Source organism: Halomonas sp., assembly GCF_033549285.1.
Classification (GTDB): Bacteria; Pseudomonadota; Gammaproteobacteria; order Pseudomonadales; family Halomonadaceae; genus Halomonas.
This window is the reverse complement of record NZ_JAWSUJ010000059.1, coordinates 1-26065: the sequence shown is the minus strand read 5'-3', so window position 1 is coordinate 26065 and position 26065 is coordinate 1. Positions and strand designations below refer to the sequence as shown.

The 26065-nt window shown below is 71.0% G+C and carries 26 protein-coding genes; 18 read left to right on the top strand and 8 right to left on the bottom strand.

Annotated elements, in window-relative coordinates; translation table 11 throughout:
* A partial coding sequence (locus SCI24_RS13590; RefSeq protein ID WP_318725893.1) for a 2-oxo acid dehydrogenase subunit E2 occupies positions 1-718 on the top strand: 718 nt, incomplete at its 5' end.
* Positions 706-963, top strand: coding sequence for an acyl carrier protein (locus SCI24_RS13585; protein ID WP_318725892.1), 258 nt, complete (start codon positions 706-708; stop codon positions 961-963). The genes SCI24_RS13590 and SCI24_RS13585, both read left to right, overlap by 13 nt.
* Before the next feature lie 70 nt (positions 964-1033).
* Here the strand turns inward: SCI24_RS13585 and SCI24_RS13580 are convergent, their stop codons facing one another.
* The 3 genes from SCI24_RS13580 to SCI24_RS13570 all read right to left on the bottom strand — a co-directional run bounded on the left by SCI24_RS13580 (position 1034) and on the right by SCI24_RS13570 (position 3683).
* The gene (locus SCI24_RS13580; RefSeq protein WP_318725891.1) at positions 1034-1438 is read right to left on the bottom strand and encodes a hypothetical protein; all 405 of its coding nucleotides are present in this window, start codon (positions 1436-1438) and stop codon (positions 1034-1036) included.
* A 13-nt stretch (positions 1439-1451) separates the two neighbouring features.
* Positions 1452-2429: an MBL fold metallo-hydrolase gene (locus SCI24_RS13575; protein ID WP_318725890.1), complete on the bottom strand. Its 978-nt coding sequence runs from the start codon at positions 2427-2429 to the stop codon at positions 1452-1454.
* Between the two features lie 63 nt (positions 2430-2492).
* Positions 2493-3683, bottom strand: a complete 1191-nt coding sequence (locus tag SCI24_RS13570; protein ID WP_318725889.1) for a Xaa-Pro peptidase family protein — start codon at positions 3681-3683, stop codon at positions 2493-2495.
* Positions 3684-3833: 150 nt separating this feature from the next.
* On the opposite strand from SCI24_RS13570, the gene SCI24_RS13565 reads away from it, so the two are divergent.
* Positions 3834-4562 carry a YebC/PmpR family DNA-binding transcriptional regulator gene (locus tag SCI24_RS13565; RefSeq protein WP_318725888.1) on the top strand — a complete coding sequence of 243 codons (729 nt, stop codon included), beginning with the start codon at positions 3834-3836 and terminating at the stop codon, positions 4560-4562.
* Positions 4563-4665: 103 nt separating this feature from the next.
* On the opposite strand, the gene SCI24_RS13560 is transcribed toward SCI24_RS13565, so the two are convergent.
* The 5 genes from SCI24_RS13560 to dbpA form a co-directional block, all read right to left on the bottom strand.
* Complete coding sequence (locus SCI24_RS13560; RefSeq protein WP_318725887.1) at positions 4666-5217, bottom strand: hypothetical protein; 552 nt, start codon at positions 5215-5217, stop codon at positions 4666-4668.
* 275 nt (positions 5218-5492) lie between these two features.
* Complete coding sequence (locus tag SCI24_RS13555) at positions 5493-5927, bottom strand: DUF4399 domain-containing protein (protein WP_318725886.1); 435 nt, start codon at positions 5925-5927, stop codon at positions 5493-5495.
* A gap of 110 nt (positions 5928-6037) precedes the next feature.
* Positions 6038-7960 (bottom strand): ATP-dependent zinc metalloprotease FtsH, encoded by a 1923-nt coding sequence (gene ftsH / locus SCI24_RS13550; RefSeq protein ID WP_318725885.1) that lies wholly within the window; start codon positions 7958-7960, stop codon positions 6038-6040.
* A 188-nt stretch (positions 7961-8148) separates the two neighbouring features.
* A complete protein-coding gene (locus SCI24_RS13545; protein ID WP_318725884.1) occupies positions 8149-9051 on the bottom strand; it encodes a PA4780 family RIO1-like protein kinase in 903 nt (300 codons plus the stop codon).
* 65 nt (positions 9052-9116) lie between these two features.
* Positions 9117-10511, bottom strand: coding sequence for an ATP-dependent RNA helicase DbpA (gene dbpA, locus SCI24_RS13540; RefSeq protein ID WP_318725883.1), 1395 nt, complete (start codon positions 10509-10511; stop codon positions 9117-9119).
* Positions 10512-10821: 310 nt separating this feature from the next.
* Here dbpA and SCI24_RS13535 point away from each other — a divergent pair, with 310 nt between their 5' ends.
* The 15 genes from SCI24_RS13535 to SCI24_RS13465 form a co-directional block, all read left to right on the top strand.
* Positions 10822-11058, top strand: a complete 237-nt coding sequence (locus SCI24_RS13535; RefSeq protein ID WP_106230678.1) for a HypC/HybG/HupF family hydrogenase formation chaperone — start codon at positions 10822-10824, stop codon at positions 11056-11058.
* A complete protein-coding gene (locus SCI24_RS13530; protein WP_318725882.1) occupies positions 11051-11416 on the top strand; it encodes a hydrogenase maturation nickel metallochaperone HypA in 366 nt (121 codons plus the stop codon). The genes SCI24_RS13535 and SCI24_RS13530 overlap by 8 nt, the downstream gene beginning before the upstream one ends.
* Before the next feature lie 13 nt (positions 11417-11429).
* Positions 11430-12218, top strand: a complete 789-nt coding sequence (hypB, locus tag SCI24_RS13525) for a hydrogenase nickel incorporation protein HypB (RefSeq protein ID WP_318725881.1) — start codon at positions 11430-11432, stop codon at positions 12216-12218.
* A 3-nt stretch (positions 12219-12221) separates the two neighbouring features.
* Entirely contained in the window at positions 12222-15779 is a 3558-nt protein-coding gene (gene hypF / locus SCI24_RS13520; RefSeq protein WP_318725880.1) for a carbamoyltransferase HypF, read from the top strand.
* Complete coding sequence (gene hypE, locus SCI24_RS13515) at positions 15780-16808, top strand: hydrogenase expression/formation protein HypE (RefSeq protein WP_318725879.1); 1029 nt, start codon at positions 15780-15782, stop codon at positions 16806-16808. It begins immediately after the preceding gene.
* 48 nt (positions 16809-16856) lie between these two features.
* Positions 16857-17999, top strand: a complete 1143-nt coding sequence (locus SCI24_RS13510; RefSeq protein ID WP_318725878.1) for a 4Fe-4S dicluster domain-containing protein — start codon at positions 16857-16859, stop codon at positions 17997-17999.
* Positions 17996-18829 carry an FAD/NAD(P)-binding protein gene (locus SCI24_RS13505; RefSeq protein ID WP_318725877.1) on the top strand — a complete coding sequence of 278 codons (834 nt, stop codon included), beginning with the start codon at positions 17996-17998 and terminating at the stop codon, positions 18827-18829. The genes SCI24_RS13510 and SCI24_RS13505 overlap by 4 nt, the downstream gene beginning before the upstream one ends.
* 2 nt (positions 18830-18831) lie before the next feature.
* The gene (locus tag SCI24_RS13500) at positions 18832-19653 is read left to right on the top strand and encodes a sulfhydrogenase subunit delta (protein WP_318725876.1); all 822 of its coding nucleotides are present in this window, start codon (positions 18832-18834) and stop codon (positions 19651-19653) included.
* Positions 19650-20966 (top strand): Ni/Fe hydrogenase subunit alpha, encoded by a 1317-nt coding sequence (locus SCI24_RS13495; protein ID WP_318725875.1) that lies wholly within the window; start codon positions 19650-19652, stop codon positions 20964-20966. Before SCI24_RS13500 ends, SCI24_RS13495 begins: the two co-directional genes overlap by 4 nt.
* 37 nt (positions 20967-21003) lie before the next feature.
* Positions 21004-21501: a hydrogenase maturation protease gene (locus SCI24_RS13490; protein WP_318725874.1), complete on the top strand. Its 498-nt coding sequence runs from the start codon at positions 21004-21006 to the stop codon at positions 21499-21501.
* A gap of 75 nt (positions 21502-21576) precedes the next feature.
* Complete coding sequence (locus tag SCI24_RS13485) at positions 21577-21924, top strand: LysE family translocator (RefSeq protein ID WP_318725873.1); 348 nt, start codon at positions 21577-21579, stop codon at positions 21922-21924.
* Between the two features lie 107 nt (positions 21925-22031).
* On the top strand, positions 22032-23498 hold the full coding sequence (locus SCI24_RS13480) for a dihydrolipoyl dehydrogenase (RefSeq protein ID WP_318725872.1): 1467 nt from the start codon (positions 22032-22034) through the stop codon (positions 23496-23498).
* A gap of 2 nt (positions 23499-23500) precedes the next feature.
* On the top strand, positions 23501-24445 hold the full coding sequence (locus tag SCI24_RS13475; protein ID WP_318725871.1) for a patatin-like phospholipase family protein: 945 nt from the start codon (positions 23501-23503) through the stop codon (positions 24443-24445).
* Between the two features lie 60 nt (positions 24446-24505).
* The gene (locus SCI24_RS13470) at positions 24506-25441 is read left to right on the top strand and encodes an aldo/keto reductase (protein ID WP_318725870.1); all 936 of its coding nucleotides are present in this window, start codon (positions 24506-24508) and stop codon (positions 25439-25441) included.
* Positions 25442-25444: 3 nt separating this feature from the next.
* Positions 25445-26065 (top strand): DUF6064 family protein (locus SCI24_RS13465; protein WP_318725869.1); only part of this gene is annotated, 621 nt, incomplete at its 3' end.

Here is a 26065-nt window from a genome sequence, read left to right as displayed (position 1 = left end):
GGCCAAGGAGCGCCAGGCCGCCCCCTCCGAGCGCGCAGCCGACGCCCACGCCGCCATGCGCCAGGCCATCGCCGCCGCCATGGCCCGCTCCAAGCGCGAGATCCCCCACTATTACCTGGGCAACACCCTCTGCGTGGAGCCGGCCCTCGACTGGCTCGAGGCCCATAACGCCGAACGCCCGGTGGCCGAACGGCTGATCTTCCCGGTGCTGCAGCTGCGCGCGGTGGCGCTGGCGCTCGAGGCGGTGCCGGCGCTCAACGGCTGGTTCGTCGACGACGCCTTCCAGCCAGCCGAGGGGGTGCACCCGGGGGTGGCCATCGCCCTGCGCGGCGGCGGGCTGGTGGCGCCGGCACTGCACGACGCCGACCGGCTCGCGCCGGACGCCATGATGGCCGCGCTGCGCGACCTGCTGACCCGCGCCCGCCAGGACCGGCTGCGCAGCTCCGAACTCACCGCGGCCGGCCTCACGGTCACCAACCTGGGCGACCTGGGCGTGGAGAGCGTCCAGGGGGTGATCTACCCGCCCCAGGTGGCGCTGGTGGGGTTCGGGCGTATCGCCGAACGGCCCTGGGTCCGCGACGGCCAGGTGGTGGCCGCCCGCTGCCTGCACGCAACGCTTGCCGCCGACCACCGGGTCACCAACGGCGCCCTGGGCGCGCGCTTCCTGACCCGACTCACCGACCTGCTGACGGAGCCCGAGTGCCTATGGCCAACCTGAGCCGCGATACCCTCCGCGAGACCGTCATCGACGCCATCCTGGCGGTGGCCCCCGAGGCCGACATCGACGCCCTGCCCCCCGGCCGCCCCTGGCGGGAGGCACTGGAGATCGACTCCTTCGACTTCCTCAACATCCTGGTCGACCTCGAGAAGCGCCTCGGCGTCAGCGTGCCGGAGAGCGACTACCACGAGCTCGCCACCCTGGAGGGACTGATCGACTACCTGGAGAGGCGGCTCGCCGCCTGAGCCAGTGCCACTGACGACGAGGCCCGCGGCGGATATCCGCCGCGGGTCTCGGCCCTGTGCGTGGTGCCCCTCATCCGTCTCCAGCGTCACCCGGTCGTCCGGGCAGGGAAACCGAGCGGGTCTCGCCGCCCCAGCCGTGTGACTGGTCGCGCCCCTGCACGGTCACGCGCCCGATGCCGGCAGGAATCTCCACGCCGCCGAGTCGCCGGGTGAAGGGCTGTTCGTTGGCGTGGTGGTGCAGCAACTCGCGCACGCCGAACTCCTCGCCGTCGGGCCCCATCACGCGGAAGGCATCCGCATAGCGCGACGGCGAATCGTAGGGTGACGACAGGGTGACGTCGAAGTCGAAGCGGTCCTCGCCGGCCGGGGTCACCTCGACCCCGACCACGTCCGGATGGCGCTGGGCCTCGTCGGCCGCCACGAGGCCGGCCATCGAGAGCGCCAGGCCGGCCAGGATCAGTTTCACGGCGCGCATGGTGTCACCTCCTTCAGCGGTCATCGCGGATCGGCCCGAACTCCACCGGCAGCCAGCGATAGCCCTCGCCGTCGCGGATCACATGGCCGATGCCGGGAAACGGCAGGTGGGCGCCGGCCACCCAGTGCGCGTCCTCGGCGGCGCCCTCGAAGACCGCCTCGCGGGTGGCGATGGCCTGCTCGGGGTCTGAGTCGAACTCGATAGCCACGCTCGGGTCATCGAACTGCACGCCGTAGCTGTGCACCACGTCGCCCCACACCAGGAGCTCGTCGTCCCCGCCCTCGAACAGGAAGCTGGCATGGCCCGGCGTATGGCCATGGGTGTCCCTGGCCTGAAGGCCCGGCAGCAGCTCCTCGCCGGGCTCGAAGGTCGAGAAGCGCCCCGCCTCGCGGTACGGTGCCACGGCGTTGCGCGCCATGTCGAAGAAGGCCCGGTCGTCCTCGGGGACGGCCTCGGCCTGTGCCTCGCTCAGCCAGAAGTCGGCGTCGTCCCGGCTGGCACGCAGCTCGGCGTTGGGATAGACCGGCTCGCCCTCGCCATCGACCAGCCCGCAGACGTGATCGGGATGCAGGTGGGTCATCAGCAGGGTGTCGACCTCCTCGGGGGCATAGCCCGAGGCCCGCAGGTTGTCCGGCACCTGACCCAGGGTCGGGCCGAAGCAGGCCGCGGAGCCCGCGTCCACCAGCACCAGGTGCTCCCCGGTGTGCACCAGGAAGGCGTTGACCGCCGTCTGCACGCCCTGCTCGGTGTCGATGAACAGGGCATCGAGGTGCTCGCGAAGCGCGTCCTGGTCCATGCCCGTCAACAGCTCGGTATGAAGGTCGATATAGCCGTCGTAGAGGGCGGTGACCTCGTGCTGGTCGATCATCATGCGAAACCAGCCGGGCACCTGCTCGCGAAGCTGGTCGGGAGGAGCCGCCTGGGCGGACAGCGCGACGCCGGCCGTCACCAGCAGGCCGGCACGCGAAAGGCGCATTGGGAAGGGTGTCATGCAAGATCTCTCCTGTGTCGATTAACGGGATGACCACGAAGGCGACGAACCGCCGGAGGCGGCTCAACGACCCCGCTCGGCCAGCTGCCAGTCGTTGTCGGTGAGCGCCTCGCCGCCCTCGGGGGTGACGCGCACGGTGTCGCTCAGGCCGATGCCCCACTGCCCCGGCAGCCGCAGGCAGAGCGGCAGGTGGAAGACCATGTCGGCGGCGAACTCGCGATGCTGGCCGCGGGCGATGTAGCCGGTGCCCTCGACCCAACTGGGCGGGAACTGCGCCCCCACCGCATAGCCGAACACTCCCGAGAAGAACACGCGCTCGGCGTGGGGGGCGAGCACCGCCTCGGCGGCCCGGGCGGCATCGTCGAAGCTGTTGCCGGGGCGCATCGCCGCGGTCAGTGCCTCGAACATCTCGCGGCATACATCGCGCAGCGCCTGCATCTCGGCGCTCGCCCGGCCGGCCACGGCGGTGCGCATCATCGGCGCGGTATAGCGGTGGAAGGCCGAGCCGAACTCCAGGAACACCGGCTCGTCCGCGGCGATCACGTGCCGCTTGTGGTTGACGTGAATGACGCTGATGCGCCGGCCGGTGGTGACGATGGGCTGCAGGCTCATGAACTCGCTGCCGGCGGCCAGCAGCGCCCGGCTGCCCTCCGCTGCGACGTCGTTGTCGGTGACCCCGGGCGCGATGGCTGCGATGGCCGCCCGCAGGCCGGCGGCGGTGATCCGCGCGCTCTCGCGCAGGCAGTCGAGCTCCGCCGGCGTCTTGATGATGCGGATGCGGTCGAGCAGCTCGCCACCGTCGTCACGGAAGCGCCCGCTGCCCAGGCGTGCCTGCAGCTCGCGGATGACGCCGAAGCGCAGGCCGGCCCCGAAGACATCCAGGCCGATGGCATGGTAGGGGGCGAGGATCTCGGCCAGCGGCGCGATCACCTCCTCGATGCCCTCCCAGCGATAGCCCAGTATCTCGTCCACCGTGGCGGTGACCACGGCCGGGCCGGTCTCGATGGAGGGCACCTGCAACACCAGCCGGTCGGCCGAGACCACCAGGCAGGTGTACACCGAGACCTCGAAGGTGTGATAGCCGGTCAGGTAGAAGATGTCGGCGGGATCAGTCAGCAGCAGCGCCTCGAGCCCGGCGGCCTGCATGGCCTGTCGCACGCGGCGGCGACGCGCCGTGAACTCCTCGACGGCAAAGGGCAGCTCGCTCTCGGCGAGGCAGTCGGCCAGCGCATGGCGGTAGGCGTGATGATCCATCGGGTGACGCTCCTGGGTGGACGAGACTCCCTGCCAGTGTAGCCATGACGGGCGTCAGGTCCCCCCGGAATCGCGGCAAAATATCCCTGTTCGCCTCCGCCCCGGTTTCGTAGAATCCAGCCTCGTGTTTCGACGCCACAGGACAATGCAATGGGCAGGGCCTTCCAGAACCGCAAGGAATCCATGGCCAAGACGGCCGCCGCCAAGACCAAGGTGTACAGCAAGTACGGCCGCGAGATCTACGTCTGCGCCAAGCAGGGTGGCACCGACCCCGCCGGCAACCTGGCCCTGCGCGGGCTGATCGAGCGCGCCAAGAAGGACCAGGTCCCCAGCCACGTGATCGACAAGGCCCTGGACAAGGCGTCCGGCGTGGGCGGCGAGGACTTCTCCCCGGCCCGCTACGAGGGCTTCGGGCCGGGCAACTGCATGGTCATCGTCGAGTGCCTGACCGATAACCCGAACCGCACCTTCGGCGACGTCCGCGCCTGCTTCAACAAGGCCAAGAGCAAGCTCGGCACCCCCGGCAGCGTCAGCCACATGTTCGACCACTGCGCCATCCTCGCCTTCCCCGGCGATGACGAGGAGGCCACGCTGGAGGCACTGATGGAGGCCGATGTCGACGTCACCGACATCGAGAGCGAGGGGGGCCAAGTCACCGTCTTCGCCCCCCACACCGAGTACGCCAAGGCCAAGCAGGCGCTGCTCGATGCCTTCGGCGAGCTCGACTTCGAGGTCGACGAGATCCAGTTCGTGCCCCAGACCGTGACCCCGGTCGAGGGCGAGGACGTGGCGATGTTCGAGAAGCTGCTCGACACCCTCAACGACCTGGACGACGTGCAGAACGTCTTCCACAACGCCGAGATCGCCAGCGAGGCGTGAGGCACCGCCCGGGCGCCTGCCAGACGAGATCGGTTCCTGACGACACCGGCCGGCCATCCTGGCCGGCCGGTGTCGGTTGGGGGGAGCGCGACCGCTCCCTGTCTCAGTCTCGCGCTCCCACGGGGACCATCAGGTGCTGGTAGTCCGTGCCCTGCCACATCACGTAGGGCCCGCCGTTGTGCGGGTCGGTCGGGTAGGCCTCGAGCAGCGCCGCCGGGGCGATGAGCATCAGGTGCGGCCCCTCCTCGATCCACTCGTTGTCGTCCGTGGGCCCCTCGGCGTAGGGGTCGACGTTGCTCGCCCCCTCGTCGCCGGCCAGCATGTAGGCGATGCCCATCGACTCGGCCTCGAACGGCTCCCTGTTCTGCCAGGCCTGTCCCCACGCCTGCCAGGCCTCGTCGAGGCACATCGGCGCCGTCCCGGTCATGCTCGGTGGCGTCGGCAGGCAGGTATAGCCGTTCGAGCCCTCCTTGAGCACGTTGCCCTCCCAGTCGACCACCTGGGCATCTTCCGCCATGCCGGGCCAGGCGGCCGCCAGGGCATCGTCGATCTTCGCCTGGTCGGCCACGGCCACGCCGTGTCCGGCCAGACTCGCCAGCAGTACGGCCAGGCCGGGCCCGGCCATCCGCTGCATGCCGTCAGTCAGGTTCATCATTGTCGTTGTCCTCCCAGTGCGGGAGGGAGCATCGCGGCGGTGGCCACGCATTCCGCCAGGTCATCGCCAGCAGGGCATACGCCCTCCCGGAACTCCGGAGTCCTCCCTGAGCCGCGTCACCTTCCAGTGCACTCCTCAGTACAGTGCCATGAGCCTGCCAGTGCCAGCCGGAAGGAGCAGAATCAGTCGCGAGGGTCAGGCGGCGTCATCACGCAGGGCAGAGGCGTGATGATCGAGGGGAGTCGGGCGCCGCAGGAGCGCCCGACCGGGGTGGGTCATTCCACCGTGATGGTGATGGGGTCGGAGGTGACCGGCGGGTCGAAGCTGACATGGTTGGCATCCATGAACAGCAGCCGCAGGGTATGCTCGCCGGGCTCGAGCTCCAGGGTGGTCTCGGTCTGGCCGCCGCCGAAGTGGCGCATCGCGTCATTGGCCGGCAGGGGCTGGTCGAGATCCACCTCGTCAAGCGGCGTGTCCACCAGCAGGTGGTGGTGGCCGGTGCCGTCGGCCTGGGTGCCGGCGGGCGCCACACCCATGCCCTTGAGCCCCATGCGCACGGTCAGGGGAGTCTCGACGCTGGCTCCCTCCTCCGGCGAGATGAAGTAGACCTCGGTGCCCTCCGGCGCCGAGGCGCGTTCCATCTGGGCCAGGGCCGGACCGGCCATCAGCACGCCGCCCGCCAGGGCCAGGCCCGCTATCCACTTGTTCATTGCCGTCTCCTTGTCGTTGACCGGGGTCGCCCGCGTCGGGCGACGCTCGCCTACAGCGTAGTCGAGCCGGAGACCGGGAGCGATGCGAGCACGTCCTCGCCCGCGGGAGGTCACGGCTGGCCGGAAGCATTGCCGAGCAGGTCACGGATCGCCTCGGCCTCCAGGGTTTCCTGCTTCTCCAGGACCGCGGCCAGGGTATCCAGGTCACTCCGATGCGCTTCCAGGAGCTCACGGCCGCGCGCCTCGAGGTCGGTCAACAGCCGCTGTATCTCCTCGTCGACCAGTCCCGCCATGGCTTCGCTATGTTCGCGGGACTGGGCGATCTCCTTGCCCAGGAAGACATGCTCCTGACTCTGGGCGAACATCACCGGCCCGATGCGTTCGCTCATCCCCCAGCGTGCCACCATGCGACGCGCCAGTTGCGTGGCCTGCTCCAGGTCGTTCTCGGCGCCGCTGGATACCTCCCCGAAGACGATGGATTCCGCCAGGCGGCCGCCGAACATCACGGTGATGCGGTCACGCAGATAGGCTTCGCCATGGTTGTAGCGCTCCTCGTCGGGCACCTGCGCGGTCACGCCCAGGGCGCGCCCCCGTGGCAGCACCGTGACCTTCTCGAGGGGGTCGGCCTTGGGCAGCAGGTAGGCGAGCAGCGCGTGGCCCGACTCGTGGTAGGCCACGAGGTGGCGCTCGCTGTCGGAGAGGCCGGCATCCTTGGCCTCGCCCAGCAGCAGCCGGTCGCGGGCTGACGAGAAACAGGCCCAGTCCACCTCCTGCTGGTCATTGCGCCCCGCCTGCAGGGCGGCTTCGTTGGTCAGGTTGGCCAGGTCCGCCCCCGAGAAGCCGATGGTGATCTCGGCCAGCCGCTCGAGATCGACGTCATCGGCCAACGGCACGTCACGCGTGTGCACGCGCAGGATGTCCCGGCGCGCCTCGCGATGCGGGTTCTCCAGGGTCACCTTGCGATCGAAGCGCCCCGGCCGCAGCAGGGCCGAATCGAGCACGTCGGGACGATTGGTGGCGGCCAGCACGACGACGGACTCATCGGCCTGGAAACCGTCCATCTCGGAGAGAATCTGGTTGAGCGTCTGCTCGCGTTCATCGTGACCGCCCCCCATGCCGGCGCCTCGGGAGCGACCGATGGAGTCCAGCTCGTCGATGAAGATCACCGCCGGCGCCTGCTCCTTGGCCTGCTTGAAGAGATCACGAACGCGCGAGGCCCCGACGCCCACGAACATCTCGATGAACTCCGAGCCGCTGATGCTGAAGAACGGCACCTCGGCCTCGCCGGCCACCGCCTTGGCCATCAGCGTCTTGCCCGTGCCCGGCGGGCCCATCATCAGGATGCCACGGGGGATCTTGGCCCCCAGCGTCTGGAAGCGCTCCGGCTGCTTGAGAAACTCGACCACCTCGAGCACTTCGCGTTTGGCGTTCTCCGAGCCGGCCACGTCGCTCAGGCGCACCTGGCTCTCCTCGCTGCTCACCCGGCGGGCGCTGGACTTGCCCATGTTGAAGAGCCCGCCGCCCGACATGGCGCGCTGCTGCATCCGGTTCCAGAACCAGAACAGCAGGCCCAGGACCAGGATCCATGGCAGGGCACCGACGAGAACGCGCTGCCACCAGGGCGGATCGATGGGTTCGGCATCGATGCGCACGCCATTCGCCTCGAGGCGCTGGAGCAGGCGCTCGCCCTCGACCTCCGGACGCGTGGCCTCGAAGCCCTCGGCCTCGCCGAGATCCCGCGCTTCGAGCCCCGCATCGTTGAAGGTGCCTTCCACCGACTGGCCGCGCAGGGTGACCGAATCGACGTGCCCCTGGTCCACGGCCGTCAGGAATTCGGAATAGGTGAGCTCGACCTGAGGGTGACGCTGGGCCGAATCGAGGTAGTGGAACAGCAGCACGATGGCCAGGGCGACCCAGATGAAGAGCCACCACTGCCGACGGGAGGGCTGAACCTCCTCGGGGTACCAGAGAGGCGAACGCTTGGGTCTGTTGCGGTGCGGGTCGGAGGAGGAGTCGTTATCGCGTCGGGTCATGGCGGGCTCGGCGTCGGGGGCAAACCGTTTCAACATGCCGATCCCCACCCGGGATTACAAGGCCAGCGCCGGGCCACGCCCCCGAGCCTGCAGGGCATGCGCCATCGTCCCGCCGCAGCCCTGACGGGGCATCTCGTTGATGACCGGCGAGGCCGATATCGGGTCACCGATCGTGCCAGGCGAGGGCCTCAGCGCTCGCCGTGGGACTCCCGCCAGGCCTCGGCGGCCTCCTCGACGCCGGGCTCATCGTCCCGGGACAGCGCGGCACGCCGCTCGGCCTCCTCCTCGCGCACGTCGTCGATCACGGTCATCAGCTCGTCCACGTCCACGGTGCTGGTGTCGTGCTCGAAGCAGCCGGTCAGCTGGCTGTCCGGGTGCAGGTCGCCGGCCTCGTAGAGCGCCCAGATCTCCTTGCCGTAATCGGTGGCCAGCAGTTCCGGGGCGAAACGGCCGAAGTAGCGGCGCATGTTGTCGACGTCGCGCTCGAACATCATCTCGGCGCTGTTGTTACCGGCGGCATCCACCGCCTGGGGCAGGTCGATGACCACCGGGCCATCGGCGGAGAGCAGCACGTTGAACTCGGAGAGGTCGCCATGGATCAGGCCGGCACACAGCATGCGCACCACGTCGCCGATGATCTTGGCGTAATGGGCCCGGGCCTCCTCGGGCGTCAGGGTCACGTCGTCCAGCCGCGGCGCGTTCAGGCCCTCGGCATCGGTGATCATCTCCATCAGCAGCACGCCGTCAACGAAGCCATACGGCTTGGGCACCCGCACGTCCGCCGCCGCCAGCCGGTAGAGGGCATCGACCTCGGCGTTGAGCCAGGCCTGCTCCTGCTCCTTCTGGCCGTAGCGGGTCTTCTTGGCCATCGCCCGGGAGCGGCGGCTGTTGCGCTCCTTGCGCCCCTCCTGGTACTGCACGGCCTGCTTGAAGCTGCGCTGCTTGGCCTCCTTGAAGACCTTGGCACAGCGCCGCTCGCCGTGGGAGCGCACCACGTACACCTGGGCTTCCTTGCCGCTCATCAGCTGGCTCTCGACCGCGTCGATCAGGCCGTCGTCGACCAGCGGTTGCAATCTCTTGGGTATCTTCATGTCACCACGTTGGCATAGAACCCGTCGGCTGGGTATGCCGCGGGCGTATCTCGTTTGGCTTGCGGTCAGCGGCTGATGCGGCGGGCACGGAAGCTGCGCCCCTTGAGCCTGCCGTTGCCCAGCTGGTCGAGGGCCGCCGCGGCGACGTCGCGCCGCACGGCCACGTAGGCGCTGTTGGCGAGCACCTTGATCTTGCCCACCTGATCCGCGGCGATCGCCCCCTCGCCGGTCAGGGCGCCGAGGATGTCGCCGGGCCGCAGCTTCTGCTTCTTGCCACCGCCGAGCTGCAGGGTCGCCATGGCGGGTCGGAAAGGCTGGCGCTCCAGCACCGCGCGGGAGGGCAGCGGCTCGGTCTCCAGGGCCTCGCCGAGCAGCTCGGCGAGCCGCGCCAGCCGGTAGTCCTCCTGCTCGGTGAGCAGGGTACAGGCGGTCCCGGAGCCACCCGCCCGGCCGGTGCGCCCGACACGGTGGACATGCACCTCCAGCTCACGGGCGATACGGTAGTTGAACACGGCATCCAGGGCGTCGATGTCGAGTCCGCGGGCGGCCACGTCGGTGGCCACCAGGATCGAGGCGCTGCCGTTGGCGAACAGCACCAGCAGGCGGTCGCGGTCGCGCTGCTCCAGGTCGCCATGCAGCGCCAGGGCACTGAAGCCCGCGTCGTTCAGGGCCTCGGCGACCTCGTCGGTCTCGCGCTTGGTGTTGCAGAACACCACGCTCGAGACGGGCCGAAAGTGCAGCAGCAGGCGGCGCAGCGCCTCGAAGCGAGCCGACTCGTCCGCCACCCGGTAGAAGTGCTGGCGGATCGTGGTGGCGTCGTGGGGCTCGGCCACCTCCACGCTGACCGGCTCGTGCATCAGCCGCTCGGCAATGGGTCGGATGCCCTCGGCATAGGTGGCGCTGAACAGCAGCATCTGGCGGTCCGCCGGGGTCTCGCCGATGATCGCCTCCATGGCCGCCTGGAAGCCCATGTCGAGCATGCGGTCGGCCTCGTCCAGCACCAGGGTCTCGAGCGCCCCCAGGGCCAGCGATCCCTTGCGCAGGTGCTCCTCCACCCGCCCCGGCGTGCCGACGACGATGTGCGCGCCATGCGCAAGCGATGCCAGCTGCGGCCCCAGCGGGGCCCCGCCGCACAGGGTCAGCACCTTGACGTTGGGCAGGCTGCGCGCCAGGCGGCGGACCTCGCCGGCCACCTGGTCCGCCAGCTCGCGGGTCGGACAGAGCACCAGCCCCTGCACCCGGAAGTCCGCCACCGACAGCCGCGACAGCAGCGCCAGGCCGAAGGCGGCGGTCTTGCCCGAGCCGGTCTTCGCCCGCGCGATCACGTCTCGGCCCGCCAGCATGGGCGGCAGGCTCTCGGACTGGATCGGCGTCATGGCGTGATAGCCCAGCGAGGCGAGGTTGGCGAGCAGTTCCGGCGCCAGCGACAGACTGGCGAAATCGGGAGAGGAATCAGACACGTGAATAGACCTGCAAGGGAAGGCGGGCACCGGGACAGGGCGCGAGGAGGGCGGGCGTCATCGAGCCAGGGCCGTGGAAGCGATGATGGGAAGCGATGATGGAGGCGGCCAGCATAGCAGAAAGTGGCGCGCAACACCCGGCTCGGTGATGCCGCCATGACCTTCGCTGCCCGCCTCGCCGCGGGCATGGGCCCCGCTGGCTGGCAGGGCCATGTCCGAAAGGCCCCCATCTCCTATAGTCAGTGTCAGGGGGTCGTTCCATGCCACCCGCGACCATCACGCCACCCGCCGAGGAGGCCCGACGCGCATCATGTGCCTGGCGATTCCCATGCAGATCACCCGCATCGACGGCGACACGGCGCGCGCGGCCTCCCGCGGCATCGAGCGCGACATCGACCTGATGCTGGTGCAGGACCAGGCCCTCGCCGTGGGCGACTTCGTCATCGTGCATGTCGGCTACGCCCTCCAGCGACTGGACCCCGAGGAGGCCCTGGCAACCTGGCGACTGCTCGACGAGATGGACGACGGAGCCCCCGGCCATGCATGAGCTGAGCCTGTGCCGTTCGCTGGTCCGCCAGGCCGGCCGGGTCGCCGCCGAGCACGGCGCGCTGCGCATCCGCCGTATCTGCCTGCGCATCGGGCCGCTCTCCGGGGTCGAGGCCGCGCTGATGCGCGAGGCCTTTCCGCTGGCCAGCCGCCATACCCTCGCCGAGGGCGCACGACTGGAGATGACCCGCTGTCCGGTCCGGGTGCACTGCCCCCGCTGCCGGCGGGAGGCCGAGGCCAGCGTCAACGACCTGAGCTGCCCGCGCTGCGGGCACTGGCAGACCCGGCTGACCGGCGGCGACGAGCTCCTGCTGGTCAGCGTCGACCTCGCCGACACCCCTCTCCCTCCCACCGGATAACAGGAGCCACGACGTGTGCCAGACCTGCGGCTGCGCCCTTCCCGATCACCTGCAGCACGCCTCGAACGAGCACGACGTCCATACCGTGGAGGTCCTCGAGGGCCTGAAGGCCCACAATGACGAGGTCGCGCGCCATAATCGCGAGCACTTCGATCGTGCCGGGCTGCTGGTCGTCAACCTGATGTCCTCCCCCGGCGCCGGCAAGACCAGCCTGCTGGAGGCCACCATCGAGGCGCTGGGCGCCCGCTACCGCCTGGCGGTGATCGAGGGCGACCTGGAAACCGAGAACGACGCCCGGCGCATCCGTGCCAGGGGCGTGCCCGCCATCCAGATCACCACCGGCAGCGCCTGCCACCTGGATGCCGCCATGGTGCACCGCGCAGCCCATGCGCTGCCGCTGGAGGCCCTGGATCTCCTGTTCATCGAGAACGTCGGCAACCTGGTCTGCCCCGCGAGCTTCGACCTGGGCCAGCATGCCAACGTCACCCTGCTCTCCACCCCGGAGGGCGACGACAAGCCGCTCAAGTACCCGGTCATGTTCCGCGCAAGCGACCTGGTCCTGATCACCAAGACCGACCTGCTGCCGGTCCTCGACGACTTCGACGTCGACGCCGTGGCGGCGCACATGCACCAACTCGCCTCTGCCGCCCCGGTGATGGCGCTGAGCAGCAAGTCGGGGGCGCTCGATGCCTGGCTCGCATGGCTCGAGGCGGGCCTCGTCGAGCGGCGCCGACCGGCCTTCCGCCCGGCGCCTCCCGCCGAGGGGGCGTGCCTGCTGTCTCGCCCCCGAGGTCTCGCCTGAGCCATGGCGCTCCCCACCCCCGGCGAGTGGCTGGACCGGATCCGCGCCCTGCCCCGGCCCCCGTCGGGTCGCCTGCGGATCATGAACGTCTGCGGCGGCCACGAGCGCACCATCACCCATGCCGGCCTGCGCAAGGTGCTGCCCGACTACCTGGAGCTGATCCCCGGGCCCGGCTGCCCCGTCTGCGTCTGCCCCGAGGAGGACATCCATGCCGCGGTGGCCCTGAGTCTCGCCGACGACGTCATCGTCGCCACCTTCGGCGACATGGTGCGCGTGCCCTGCAATGCCCCCCGGCGGGAGCCGCGCTCCCTGCAGGCCGCCCGCGCCCTCGGCGGCCGGGTGGTCCCGGTCGCCTCCCCCGGCGAGGTGCTGACGCTGGCCCGCCAGCATCCCGGAAAGCGAGTGGTCTTCTTCGCCGCCGGCTTCGAGACGACGACGGCGCCGATCGCCGCCCTCTTCTCCCGCACCGACCTGCCGGAGAACCTGCTGCTGCTGCTCAGCGCCCGCCAGACCTGGCCGGCCATCGCCCACCTGCTCGAGGACGGCGCGCCGGGCTTCGATGCGCTGATCGCCCCGGGGCATGTGGCCACCATCATGGGCGCCGAGCAGTGGCGCTTCGTGGCCGAGGCGCATGGCCTGCCCACCGCCGTGGCCGGCTTCACTCCCGGCCTGATCCTGGCGGGCCTGCATGCGGTGCTCCAGCAGGCGCTCGACCGGGCCCCGCGGCTCGACAACGCCTACCCGCAGTGCGTCACCGCCGACGGCAACCGCCGGGCACAGGCGCTGATGGGCGAGCTGTTCGAGATCACCGACGCAGAGTGGCGCGGCATCGGCACCCTGCCCGACTCCGGCTACGGCTGCACGGCGACCCTGGCCGAGCGCGATGCCCGCCGACACTTCCCCGGGGTGTTCGAGGCCGCCTACGCGCGGCGCGGCGAGATGCCGCCCGGCTGCGACTGCGCCGAGGTGGTGCTGGGGCGGATCCGGCCACCGCAGTGCCGGCTCTACGGCAGTGCCTGCCGGCCGGAGAGCCCGGTGGGCCCCTGCATGGTCTCCGAGGAGGGCGCCTGCCGGATCTGGTGGAGCCACGGCGTTCGGCCGACGCAGGAAGCACCCGCCGGGCGGATTGCCGCCACCCCGGTCGACGCCGCCCCTGGTGAGACAGCCCCGATCGAGAGAGCCCCGATCGAGAGAGCCCCGATCGAGAGAGCCCCGATCGAGAAAGCCCCCGACCAGGCGGCACGACGCTGGGTGCTGGCCGGCGTGGTCCAGGGCGTGGGGTTCCGGCCCTTCGTCCAGCGGCTGGCCAGCCGGCTGGAACTCGCGGGCCAGGTGCGCAACAGCGGCGGCAAGGTGGTGATCGAGGCCCAGGGAAGCGCCGACCGGCTGGACGCCTTCGAGCGGGCACTGCTCGCCGAGGCGCCACGGCTGGCACGACCGCGCCTCGCTGGCCGCGAGACGATCCCGGCGGCGCTGGGCCATTCATTCGACCCCCAGCCGAGCGCGGCCCGGCCGAACGCGGCCCGACCGTTCGTGATCCAGCAAAGCGACGGCGAACCGGGCGGCGCGATCCACCTGCCACTGGACACCCCGGTGTGCCCGGCCTGCCTGGCGGAGATGCACGACCCGCAGGACCGCCACTACGGCTACCCCTTCACCCACTGCGACCAGTGCGGCCCGCGCTACAGCGTGATCGAGCGGCTGCCCTACGACCGGGCACGCACCAGCCTCAAGGCCTTTCCGCTCTGCCGCGCGTGCCGGCGGGAGTACGACGACCCGCACAGCCGGCGCTTCCACGCCCAGTCGATCGGCTGCCCGCAGTGCGGGCCCCGTCTGACGTTTGCAGCGGGGGTCTTGGAGGGCAACCGGACGCTGACGGATCCCGAGGAGGCGCTGGCGGCCGCCATCACGGCTCTCGACACCGGGCAAATCGTCGCCGTGAAGGGGGTCGGTGGCTATCACCTGATGGCCGATGCCGGCAACCCGGCGGCGCTGGCGAGCCTGCGCGAGCGCAAGCACCGGCCGCACAAGCCCTTCGCCGTGATGGTGCCGTGGCAGGGCGAGGACGGCCTGGAGGCCGTGCGCCGGCATGCCCGGCTGGACCCGGCAGCCGCCGAGGCCCTGCTCGACGACGAGCGGCCGGTGGTGCTGCTTCCGCTGCGGGCCGACCATGGCCTCGAGGCGGGCCTCGCCCCCGGGCTCGACGAGGTCGGCGTGCTGCTGCCCTATGCGCCCCTGCACCACCTGCTGCTGGAGGCCCTGGCGCGCCCGCTGGTCGCCACCTCGGCCAACGTCGCCGGCGAGCCGATCATCGCCGACCGGGCCATGGTGGAGCAGCGACTGGGCCGGGTGGCCGATGCCTTCCTGCACCATGACCGCCCCATCCTGCACCCCGTGGATGACGGCATCCGGCGGCCCATCGCCGGCAGGGTGCGCCCGCTGCGTGCGGGGCGGGGCAGCAGCCCCCTGGAGCTCGAGCTGCCCTGGCGCCTGCCCCGGGCCGTCCTCGCCGTGGGTGCCCAGCAGAAGAGCACGGTCTGCCTGGCCTGGGAGGCGCGGCTGGTGCTGTCGCCGCACATCGGCGAGCTGTCGGCGCTGCGCACCCAGCAGGCCTTCGCGCGGCAGATCGAGACCCTGGCCGGGCTGTATGGCGTGCGTCCCGAGCTCGTCCTGCATGATGCCCACCGCGGCTACCACAGCACCCGCTGGGCCCGCGACAGCGGCCTGGCGCGCCTGGAGGTCGCCCACCACCACGCCCATGCCGCCGCCCTGTGCGGGGAGCATGGCCGCTTCCGGGAACCGACCCTGGTGTTCACCTGGGACGGCACCGGGCTGGGCCCGGACGGCACCCTGTGGGGCGGCGAGGCCCTGCTCGGCTGCCCCGGCCACTGGCAACGCCATGCGTCGTTCGCGCCCTTTGCCCTGCCCGGCGGGGAGGCGGCCATCCGGGAGCCCTGGCGCCTGGCCACCACCCTGGGCTGGCAGAGCGGCCTCGAGGGGCCGGTCGCCGAGGGCACCGGCGAGGAGCTGGCCCTGCTGCGAGCGGCCTGGGAGCGGCGCCTCAACGCCCCCGCCTGTTCCGCCGTGGGCCGGCTGTTCGATGCCGCCGCGGCCCTGCTGGTCCCGATGCCCCGGGTCAGCCACGAGGCCCAGGCCGCCATGTGGCTCGAGGCCCTGGCCGAGGGCGACGGCCAGCCGCTCGAGCTTCCCCACCGAGCCGACCCGGCCGGGGTGCTACGCTGTGACTGGCGCCCGCTGATCCGTCACCTCCACGACGCACGCCTCGCCCCGGCCCGGCGCGCCGCGGACTTCCATGCCACCCTGGTGCGGGTGCTGCGCCGCCAGGCACGCGCGGCCCGGGAGGCGAGCGGGGTGGAGACCCTTGGCCTGACCGGCGGCGTGTTCCAGAACCGCCGGCTGACCGAGTCGGCCGTGGCAGCCCTGGAGGCGGACGGCTTTAGGGTGCTGCTGCACGAGCGGCTGCCCTGCAACGACGCCGCCATCAGCGTCGGCCAGGTCATGGAGTGCCTGGCCCGACTGTCCCGGCACGAGGAGGAGTGAGTGACCCAGCCCGGTCCCGACACGGCCACCGTCACCCTGGCCCACGGCAACGGCGGGCGCCTCATGCGCCAGCTGATCGACGCGGTGTTCGTCCGCCAGCTGGGCAATCCCTGGCTGGCGCCGCTGGCCGATGCCGCCATCCTGCCCCCCTTCCTGGACGGCGACCACGAGCTGGTCTTCACCAGCGACGGGGTCACCGTGCAGCCGCTGTTCTTCGCCGGGGGCGACATCGGCAGCCTGGCGGTGCACGGCACCGTCAACGACCTCGCCGTCTGCGGGGCGACCCCGCGCTACCTGAGCCTCAACGCCTTCCTGGAGGAGGGGCTGCCGCTCGAGGCGCTCGAGCGGATCGTCGCCAGCCTGGCCGAGGCCGCCCGGGCCTGCGATGTCCAGGTGGTGGCCGGCGACACCAAGGTACTGCCGCGCGGGCTCTGCGGCGGGCTCTACTTCGGCGTGTCCGGGATCGGCACGCGGCCCGCCGGGCTGCCCCTCGGCACCCGCGACATTCGGGCGGGGGATGCGGTGCTGGTCAGCGGGCCGCTGGGCGACCACGGCATCGCCGTGATGCTGGCCCGCGAGGAGTTCGGCCTGAGCGGCGACCTGGCCTCCGACAGCGCCAGCGTGCTGCCCCTGACCCGCACGCTGTTGACGATGCCCGGCCTGCGCTTCATGCGCGACCCGACCCGCGGCGGCCTGGCGACGGTGCTGCACGAGGTGATCCAGGCCACGGGGCTCGGCGTGACGCTCGAGGAGCCACGCCTGCCGATCCGCGGCAGCGTGCGCAGCGTCTGCGACATGCTGGGCTACGACCCCCTCTATCTGGCCTGCGAGGGGCGGGTGGTCGCCATCGTGGCCGAGGAGCAGGCCGACGAGGCGCTGCGCCGCTGGCAGGCGCTGCCGCAGGGGGGAGGGGCACAGCGGATCGGCACGCTCGACCCGCACCACGACCGGCTGCTGCTGGTCAACGAGTGGGGCGGCGAGCGCCTCCTGCAGGAACTCGAGGACGACCCGCTGCCACGCATCTGCTGAGCGTGGCAGCGCCGGCCACCTGACGATCGTTGAAGGGGACACGGCACCATGAAGGTACGGCACTTTCTCGCCCGCGAGCGCCTCCAGTCACTCCTCGACCGGCTAGTGGAGGCGGGCTATGAGGTCATCGGTCCCCGGGTGCGCGACCATGCCATCCTCTTCGCGCCCCTCTCGGCGGTGGAGCAGCTGCCTGTCGGGATCATCGACGACCAGGCCCCCGGCCACTACCGGCTCGAGCGCACCGACTCCGGACGCGTCTTCGACTGGGCGACGGGCCCCCAGGCGATCAAGCCGTTGACCTTTGCCCCTCGCGAGACCCTGTGGCGAAGCGAGCGACAGCCCGACGGCCGCCTGATGTTCCGCGAGCAGCCCCCCGAGGCCCAGCCGACGGCGGTCATCGGCGTGCGGGCCTGCGACCTAGCGGCGCTGGCGGTCCATGACCGCCACTTCCTGCATGACGCCCACCCGGACCCGCACTACCGCGAGCGACGCCAGAACCTCTTCCTGGTCGCCGTCAACTGCATGCGCTCCGCGGCCACCTGCTTCTGTACCGCCACCGGGGATGGTCCGCGGGCACAGCACGGCTTCGACCTGGCGCTCTCGGAACTCGACGACGGCTTCGTGGTGGAGGCCCACACCCAGGAGGGCCAGGCCATCCTCGACACCCTGGAGACGACCCTGGCAAGCCATGACCAGCTCGAGCAGGTGGAGGCCGGGGTCGAGCGTGCCACCCGCCAGCAGACGCGCGGCCTGCCCGACGCCTCGTTGCCCGAGATGCTGCAGGCGGCCGTCGCCCACCCGCACTGGCAGAGCCTCAACGACCGCTGCCTGACCTGCGGCAACTGCACCGCGGTCTGCCCCACCTGCTTCTGCCAGACCCACGTCGACGAGCTCTCCCTGGACGGGAAGACGTCCGAGCACGGCCGGCAGTGGGGCAGCTGCTTCGACCCCGACCACAGCTACATCCACGGCACCGTCATCCGCGCCGAGCGGCCCCAGCGCTACCGGCAGTGGCTGACCCACAAGTTCGGCACCTGGGTGGAACAGTACGGCCGCAGCGGCTGCGTGGGCTGCGGCCGCTGCATCGCCTGGTGCCCGGTGGGCATCGACGTGACCGAGGAATTGGAGGCGCTGTCGATAGCGCCCGACAACGCGCCCCCCAAGGCGCCCGACGGGGAGGGCCGATCATGACCAGCGCACTGGTGCCCTTCGAGGCCGAGGTGGTCGGCCGCAGGGACGAGACCCCGGACATGTTCAGCCTGCAGCTGCGCTTCACCGACCCCGAGGTGCAGGCCGCCTACCGCTTCTCGATGGGCCAGTTCAACATGCTCTACCTGCCGGGCATGGGCGAGGTGCCGATCTCCATCGTCTCCGACCCCGACGAGCGAGCGATGATCGACCACACCATCCGCAAGGTCGGCTCGGTCACCCGCAATCTGGGGCGGCTCGAGGTCGGTGACCGGCTCGGCCTGCGCGGCCCCTATGGCCGGGGCTGGCCCACGGAGGAGGCCGAGAGCACCGATCTCGTGATCGTCACCGGCGGGCTGGGCTGCGCCCCCTCGGTCTCGCTGATCGAGTACGTGCTGCACCGGCGCGGACGCTACGGACGGATGCACATCATCCAGGGGGTCAAGCACTCCAACGACCTGATCTGGCGCGATCGCTACGACGCCTGGCGCCGGCACCCGGACGTCGAGGTCTACCTGACCGCCGACACCGGCGACACCTTCTGGCCCTGGCATACCGGCCCGGTGACCCAGTTCTTCGACCGCATTGACTTCGACCCGGCGCGCTGCTCGGTCTTCATCTGCGGACCCGAGGGCATGATGCGGGCGGTGATCAAGGCAATGCGAAAGCGCCAGGTGCCGGAAGAGCGGATCTGGCTCAGCATGGAGCGCAACATGCACTGCGCCATCGGCTCCTGCGGCCGCTGCCAGCTGGGACCCAAGTTCGTGTGCCGTGACGGTCCGGTCTTCACCTGCCGGGAACTGGCGCCCTACCTGTCGCACAAGGGAGTCTGACCATGACCACCGCGACCCGCCGCCCACGCATCGCCGTGCACAAGTTCAGCTCCTGCGACGGTTGCCAGCTGGCCTTCCTCAACCTGGGCGAGCCCCTGCTGGTCCTGGCCGAGACCGTCGATATCCTGCACTTCGCCGAGGCCGGGCCGGTCGACGAGGAAGCGGAGGTCGACATCGCCTTCGTCGAGGGCAGCGTGGCCACCTCCCAGGACGCCGCGCGCCTGCACGGCATCCGCCAGCGCAGCCGCTACCTGGTCACCATCGGCGCCTGTGCCACCGCCGGCGGCATCCAGGCGCTGCGCAACCTCCACGACGCCGACGAGTGGGTCTCCGGGGTCTATGCCCAGCCCGAGCATATCGACCTGCTCGTCGACTCGACCCCGATCGCCGAGAGCGTCAGGGTCGACCTGGAACTCTGGGGCTGCCCGGTCAGCGGCGAACAGGTGCTCGGCGCCACCAAGGCGCTGCTGGCCGGCCACCTGCCCCGGGTCGACCACAGTGCGGTCTGCATAGAGTGCAAGCGCCAGCAGGCGGTGTGCGTGATGGTCGCCCAGGGCCGCCCCTGCATGGGCCCGGTCACCAGCACCGGCTGCGGCGCGATCTGCCCCCGCTTTCAGCGTGACTGCTACGCCTGCTACGGGCCCGCCGTGCAGGCCAACGTCTCGGCACTGGCCAGCCACCTGGCCGATACCGGCATGCCGGCCGACGAGGTCGCCCGGCGCCTGCTGTTCATCAATGGCCATGCCGAACTGTTCCGCAGTGAGGGCCTGGACTGGCAGGCACGGGTCATCCAGCGTCAGGGCAGCGAGGAGGAGCAGGGATGAGTCACGACACGCGAACCGGCGAGATCCATGTGCCCATCCTGGCGCGGGTCGAGGGCGAGGGGGCGCTGGACATCCGCATCGAGGCCGGCCGGATCGAGGCGCTGTCGCTGCGGATCTTCGAGCCGCCCGGGCTGTTCGAGAAGCTGCTCGAGGGGCGCAGCACCCAGGACGTGATCGACAGCGTGGCCCGCATCTGCGGCATCTGCCCCTTGGCCTACCAGATGAGTGCGGTGGTGGCGATCGAGTCGATCCTCGGCGTCACGCCCAGCCCCTGGGTGGAAGCGATGCGCCGGGTGATGTACTGCGGCGAGTGGCTGCAGAGCCACAGCCTGCACATCCACCTGCTGGCCGCCCCCGACTTCCTCGGGTACGAGAGTGCCCCGGCGATGGCCAGGGACTACCCGGACGAGGTGCGCCGTGGCCTGCGGCTCCAGGGGCTCGGCAACGAGATCATCCGCACCTTCGGCGGCCGCTCGGTGCATCCGGTCGGCATCTGTCCGGGCGGCTTCTTCCATGCCCCCGACGCGGCGGCCATCGAGACCCTTCGAGAGCATCTGGCGGCGGGCCTCGAGGAAGCCCGCGCGCTGATCGCCTGGGTCGCCGGCCTGCCGCTGCCCGAGGACGACCAGGCGTTCACCTCCGTCTCGCTGCGCCATGACCACGACTACCCCATCACCGCGGGCCGCATCGTCTCCGACCGGGGGCTCGACATCGCCCCGGCCGACTTCGAGCGGCACTTCCGCGAGTTTCAGGTGCCCCACTCCACCGCCCTGCACGCCCAGCTCGACGGCCGTCCCTACCTGGTCGGGCCGCTGGCCCGGCTCAACAACAACCTCGACCGCCTGCCCGAGGAGCTGCGAGAGCTTCTCGACGACCTCGGCATCCCCTTCCCCAGCCGCAACATGTTCCACAGCATCGTCGCCCGGGCGGTGGAGATGCATGTCGCCCTCGCCGAGGCGCTGCGCCTCACCGAGGAGTACGACCCCGCCACCGAGCCCCATGCCGAGGCGCCCGCCCGGGCCGGGGTCGGCGTCGGCTGCACCGAGGCCCCCCGCGGCATCCTCTGGCACCGCTATGCGCTGGACGACCAGGCACGGGTCGTCGAGGCCCGCATCGTCCCCCCGACCAGCCAGAACCAGGCGCGGATGGAGGAGGACCTCGCGGCGAGCCTGACGCGCTTCGGCCTGGAGCGCGACGACGACGCCCTGCGGCTGCACGGCGAGATGGTGATCCGCAACTACGACCCCTGCATCTCCTGCGCCACCCACTTCCTGGACTTCAATGTCTTGCGAGAAAATGACTTGCGAAAATAAGCCACGCGGAAATGACACGGACTTGACCGGGCCGGGCATGGCCAGGCAAGACGGGGCCAACGACCGGCCCGAGGGCCACGCCTACCTCTTCGGGCTCGGCTCGCCCCATGGCGGGGACCGGCTGGGCTGGCTCGCCGCCGAGTGGCTGGGCGATGCGCTGCGCGAGCGCGATGACCTCACGGTCGCGCGACTCGACCAGCCCGTCGACCTCTTCCTCCACGCGGTGGCGCCAGGCGACCGCCTGCTGATGGTCGACGCCATGCGGGGCCAGGGGCCGCCCGGCACCCTCAAGGTCTTCACTCTCGCGGAGCTCCCCTCGGCCGCCGCGCGGCTGTCATCCCACGGCCTCGACCTGGCGGGCACCCTGGCGCTGGTCGAGGCCCTGGGGCTCTTCCGGGCAGGCATCCGGATCATCGGCATCGAGATGCCGGCAGACGCAGCCCCCGAGATGACGGCACCAGGGCTCGACGAGGCGCAAGCCCGGCGACTGCACGCGGCGGTCCTGGGCTGGCTCGATGCCGGCTGGGGTTCCTGACCAGGGAAGGCGTCAGGGGCGTCGGCCGACGGGCAGCGTATCCCGCTCCTCGAGCCGCGCCAGGGGCAGCGGACCGTGCTCCTTGACGGTCTGGATGGCGAAGTTGCTGCGGATGTCACTGACGCCGGACACCGCCGCGCCTGGCGCCGTGGCCTGCTGACCAACCTGCTCAACCCCAAGTCGCTGCTGTTCTGCTCGGTGCTGCTGCCACAGTTCGTCTCTCCCGGGGAGGGGACCGTGCTGCTGCAGTTCGCCCTGCTGGGCGCTGTGCTGGTGGGCATCGGCCTGCTGTTCGATGCCGGCTACGCCACCCTGGGGGCCGCGCTGCAGCGCTGGTTCGCCGGCAGCCCGCTGAGGGCGCGCCTGCAGCGCTGGACCTTCGGCTCGCTGATGATCGGCTTCGCCCTGCGCCTGGCCGCCTGAGGGGCCGGCGACCTTGTCCTGCGTCAAGACGCCACCGTTGCGTCCCGGCGGCCCATCCCCACCCTGTGCCATAGTGGATGAACGGCAAAAGACGAGAGGAGAGCCCGATGCAGGAACGTGAGGTCGATATCGCCATCATCGGCGCCGGCAGCGCCGGCCTGAGCGCCTGGCACGCCGCCAGCAAGCACAGCGACAGCGTGCTGCTGATAGAGGGCGGAGCCTATGGCACCACCTGTGCCCGGGTCGGCTGCATGCCCTCGAAGCTGCTGATCGCCGCCGCCGACTCCGCCCACCACGCCCGCGATGCCGGCGGCTTCGGCGTACGCACCGGCCCCGTGGAGGTGGACGGGCGCGCCGTCATGGAGCGCGTCCAGCGCGAACGCGACGGCTTCGTGGGAAGCGTGATGAAGACGGTGGAGCGCCTGGGCGAGGACAACCGCCTCGAGGGCCATGCGCGCTTCGAGGACCCGCACATCCTGGTCGTCGGTGACCATACCCGCGTGACGGCGCGCACCATCGTCATCGCCACCGGCTCGCGCGGCACCTGGCCGGGCTTCTTCGAGGCGGCCGGCGACCGGCTGGTGGTCAACGACGCCGTCTTCGAGTGGGACGACCTGCCCGAGTCCGTCGCCGTGTTCGGCCCCGGCGTGATCGGCCTGGAGCTCGGCCAGGCGCTGCACCGGCTGGGCGTGCGCCTGCGGGTCTTCGGCGTGGGCGGCGCCCTGGGCCCCTTCCAGGACGAGGCCGTGAGGGACTACGCCGACCGCACCTTCAACGAGGAGTTCTACGTCGACCCCGATGCCAAGGTGGAGAGCATCGAGCGCGACGGCGACGCCGTGGTGATCACCTTCCTCGAGCGCGATACCGGCAAGCGTCTCACCGAACGCTTCGACTACCTGCTCGCGGCCACCGGCCGGCAGCCCAACGTCGACCGGCTCGACCTGGAGAAGGCCGGCCTGGGCGTCGACGACAAGGGCGTGCCGCACTACAACCGCTTCACCCTGCAGTGCCGCAACGCCGATGACAGCCCCAGCCACATCTTCATCGCCGGCGATGCCAACCAGGAGTTGCCGCTGCTGCACGTGGCCAATACCGAGGGGCGGATCGCCGGCGACAATGCCGGGCGCTACCCGGAACTGCGTACCGGCATCCGCAACGTGCCCTTGGCCGTGGTCTTCACCGACCCGCAGATGGCCACCATCGGCGCCAGTCGCGCCGAGTTGGAAACCCAATACGGCGGCTGCGACTGCATCGCCACCGGCGAGGCCTCCTTCGAGGACCAGGGGCGCGCCGTGGTGATACGCCAGAACCGCGGGCTGATGCGCCTCTATGCCGAGCACGGCTCGGGCCAGTTCCTGGGCGCCGAGCTGTTCGGCCCGCGGGTGGAGCACATGGCGCACCTGCTGGCCTGGATGCTGGAAGAGCGGCCCAGCGTAAGCCGCATCCTCGAGATGCCCTTCTACCACCCGGTGCTCGAGGAGGGGCTGCGCAGCGCCCTGCGGGACCTCAATGCCAACCTGCAGCAGGGCCCGGCCATCACCGAGCGCTGCATGGAGTGCGGGCCCGGAGACTGAGCATGACACCACGGCGCGTCATGCCCCGGCTCGCGTTTGCCCTGTTCACCGCCGCCCTGCTGGCGGCGGCCTCGGGCGCGTCGGCCTCCGCCGATACCCCGTCGCCCCGGCCGACCATCGGCCTGGCGCTGGGCTCGGGCGGGGCCAACGGCCTGGCGCACATCGCCATCCTGCAGGTCTTCGACGACCTCGGGATCGTGCCCGACCGCATCGTCGGCACCAGCATCGGCGCGGTGATCGGCGGGCTCTATGCCGCAGGACTCCCGGCCGAGGCGATCCGCGACATCTTCGACGACGTGGCCGGCTCGCCGCTGGATGCCCTCTCGGGGCTGGCCGAATCGGAGGTGGAGCTGTCGTCGCTGGTGCCGTTCGGGCGCGACGATGCCGGACTGCTCGACTCGGCCGGCTTCCTGCGCTTCCTGGCCGGCCATACCGAGGTTCGCACCTTCGACGAGCTGCGCATCCCGCTCGAGGTGGTGGCCACCGACTACTGGACGGGGGAGAGCGTGACCCTCGACGCGGGCCTCCTCTTCCCGGCCATCGAGGCCAGCATGGCGGTGCCGGGGCTCTTCCTGCCCGTCCACCGCGGCGAGCAGCTGCTGATCGATGGCGGCACCACCAAGCCCCTGCCCTTCGACCTGCTCCACGGCGAGGTCGACCTGGTCATCGCGGTGGACGTCTCGGGCAGCCGCCGGCAGGAGGATGGCGAGGAGCTCGGCCTGACCGACATGCTGTTCAACAGCTTCAAGATCATGCAGCAGGCGATCATCCGACAGGCGCTGCACCACCGGCCACCCGACCTCTACCTGCGCCCGGAGACCCGGGGCGTGCGCCTGCTGCACTTCAACCGCATCGACGAGATCCTGCGCCAGACCGAGCCCGCCGCCGAGGAGCTGCGCGACATGCTCGAGGGCTGGCTGGCCCTGCAGGCCACGCCCTCTTCCTGACGGCACCCGGCCCTCCTCACCCGGCAACTACACTGTGCTCAGCATGCTCAGGAGCACATCATGGCCCAGCCTCTCCCTCCGCTGTCCCGCCGTCGGCTGCTGCACGGCCTGCTCGCCGCGGCGGCCGCCACGGCACTGCCCTCTGCCGGCGCCCTGGCGCGGGCGGCCGAACCGCTGACCCGCAAGCTGCCCGGCACCGGCGAGGCACTGCCCCGGGTCGGCCTGGGCAGCTGGATCACCTTCAACGTCGGCGATGACCCGGTGCTGCTCGAGGAGTGCACCGCGGTCATGGCGGCCTTCTTCGCCGCGGGCGGACGCCTGATCGACTCCTCGCCGATGTATGGCTCGTCGCAGGCGACCATCGGCCATGCCCTGGAGCGCCTCGAGGCCGTCGATCGCGTCTATGCCGCCGACAAGGTCTGGACCTCCCGCCCCGCCGAGGGGCCGGCGCAGATCGCGGCCTCCCGCCAGGCCTGGGGCGTGCCGCGCTTCGACCTGCTGCAGGTCCACAACCTGCTGGGCTGGGAGGGCCATCTCGAGACCCTGCAGGCGATGAAGGCGGCCGGCGAGGTGCGCCACCTGGGCATCACCACCTCCCACGGACGACGCCATGGAGAGCTCGAGCGCATCATGCGGCGAGCGCCGCTGGACAGCGTCCAGCTCACCTATAATATCGTCGACCGCGAGGCCGAGAGTCACCTGCTTCCCCTCGCCCGGGAGCGCGGCATCGGCGTGATCGCCAACCGCCCCTTCCAGCGCAAGCGCCTGATCCGCCGCCTGGCGGGCAAGCCGCTGCCGCCGTGGGCCGCCGAGATCGGCGCCACCAGCTGGGCGCAGTTCATCCTCAAGTTCATCATCTCCCACCCGGCGATCACCTGCGCCATCCCCGCCACCACCCGCGTCGACCATGTCCGCGAGAACCTCGCCGCCGCCCGCGAGCCGCTTCCCGACGACGCCATGCGCCGCCGCATGGCCGACCACGTGAAGGGGCTCTAGGATATGGTCGGCGGCGCCTGGTGGAGCTATCGCCCCGAGGACCTGCTGATGTTCTCGCCGCGGGTCCATGCGCGGCTGTTCGAGCTGCACAACCAGGCGCTGTGGCCCACCCAGTTGCTCGCCCTGGTGCTGGGCGCCGCGGCGCTGGTCCTCCTGCTGCACCCCGGCCCGCGGGGCACTCGCCTGGTCACCATGCTGCTGGCCGTGGCCTGGGCCTTCGTGGCCTGGGCCTTCGTGGCCTGGGCCTTCCTGTGGCAGCGCTACGCCCCCATCCACTGGGGCATCGCCTACGTCGTCCCGCTCTTCGGCCTCCAGGCGCTGCTGCTGGTGGCCCTGGGCAGCCTGCGCGGCGGGCTGCGCCTGCCGGGTCAGTGGAGCGTGCGGCGAAGCCTCGGTGTCGGGCTGTTCACCTATGCCCTGGCCCTGCACCCGCTTACCGCCCTGGCGACAGAGCGGGGCCTGGCCGGCGCCGAGGTCATCGGCCTCACCCCCGACCCGCTGGCCATGGCCACCCTGGGCGTCGCGGCCATGGCCGAGCCGGCCCGCCGCGGCTGGGCGCTGATGGTCGTTCCCGTCCTCTGGTGCCTGTTGAGCGCGCTCACGCTCTTCCTGCTCGACGCCCCC

What these genes read in the sequence shown, in the direction of transcription:
- SCI24_RS13490 (WP_318725874.1), top strand. Translation starts at nt 21,004, where the DNA reads ATGGCCAGGCAAGACGGGGCCAACGACCGGCCCGAGGGCCACGCCTAC.
- SCI24_RS13475 (WP_318725871.1), top strand. Translation starts at nt 23,501, where the DNA reads ATGACACCACGGCGCGTCATGCCCCGGCTCGCGTTTGCCCTGTTCACC.
- SCI24_RS13510 (WP_318725878.1), top strand. Translation starts at nt 16,857, where the DNA reads ATGAAGGTACGGCACTTTCTCGCCCGCGAGCGCCTCCAGTCACTCCTC.
- SCI24_RS13585 (WP_318725892.1), top strand. Translation starts at nt 706, where the DNA reads ATGGCCAACCTGAGCCGCGATACCCTCCGCGAGACCGTCATCGACGCC.
- SCI24_RS13495 (WP_318725875.1), top strand. Translation starts at nt 19,650, where the DNA reads ATGAGTCACGACACGCGAACCGGCGAGATCCATGTGCCCATCCTGGCG.
- hypF (WP_318725880.1), top strand. Translation starts at nt 12,222, where the DNA reads ATGGCGCTCCCCACCCCCGGCGAGTGGCTGGACCGGATCCGCGCCCTG.
- SCI24_RS13565 (WP_318725888.1), top strand. Translation starts at nt 3,834, where the DNA reads ATGGGCAGGGCCTTCCAGAACCGCAAGGAATCCATGGCCAAGACGGCC.
- SCI24_RS13575 (WP_318725890.1), bottom strand. Translation starts at nt 2,429, where the DNA reads ATGACACCCTTCCCAATGCGCCTTTCGCGTGCCGGCCTGCTGGTGACG.
- SCI24_RS13480 (WP_318725872.1), top strand. Translation starts at nt 22,032, where the DNA reads ATGCAGGAACGTGAGGTCGATATCGCCATCATCGGCGCCGGCAGCGCC.
- SCI24_RS13535 (WP_106230678.1), top strand. Translation starts at nt 10,822, where the DNA reads ATGTGCCTGGCGATTCCCATGCAGATCACCCGCATCGACGGCGACACG.
- SCI24_RS13530 (WP_318725882.1), top strand. Translation starts at nt 11,051, where the DNA reads ATGCATGAGCTGAGCCTGTGCCGTTCGCTGGTCCGCCAGGCCGGCCGG.
- SCI24_RS13560 (WP_318725887.1), bottom strand. Translation starts at nt 5,217, where the DNA reads ATGATGAACCTGACTGACGGCATGCAGCGGATGGCCGGGCCCGGCCTG.
- SCI24_RS13500 (WP_318725876.1), top strand. Translation starts at nt 18,832, where the DNA reads ATGACCACCGCGACCCGCCGCCCACGCATCGCCGTGCACAAGTTCAGC.
- SCI24_RS13545 (WP_318725884.1), bottom strand. Translation starts at nt 9,051, where the DNA reads ATGAAGATACCCAAGAGATTGCAACCGCTGGTCGACGACGGCCTGATC.
- SCI24_RS13470 (WP_318725870.1), top strand. Translation starts at nt 24,506, where the DNA reads ATGGCCCAGCCTCTCCCTCCGCTGTCCCGCCGTCGGCTGCTGCACGGC.
- SCI24_RS13580 (WP_318725891.1), bottom strand. Translation starts at nt 1,438, where the DNA reads ATGCGCGCCGTGAAACTGATCCTGGCCGGCCTGGCGCTCTCGATGGCC.
- SCI24_RS13505 (WP_318725877.1), top strand. Translation starts at nt 17,996, where the DNA reads ATGACCAGCGCACTGGTGCCCTTCGAGGCCGAGGTGGTCGGCCGCAGG.
- ftsH (WP_318725885.1), bottom strand. Translation starts at nt 7,960, where the DNA reads ATGACCCGACGCGATAACGACTCCTCCTCCGACCCGCACCGCAACAGA.
- SCI24_RS13570 (WP_318725889.1), bottom strand. Translation starts at nt 3,683, where the DNA reads ATGGATCATCACGCCTACCGCCATGCGCTGGCCGACTGCCTCGCCGAG.
- SCI24_RS13555 (WP_318725886.1), bottom strand. Translation starts at nt 5,927, where the DNA reads ATGAACAAGTGGATAGCGGGCCTGGCCCTGGCGGGCGGCGTGCTGATG.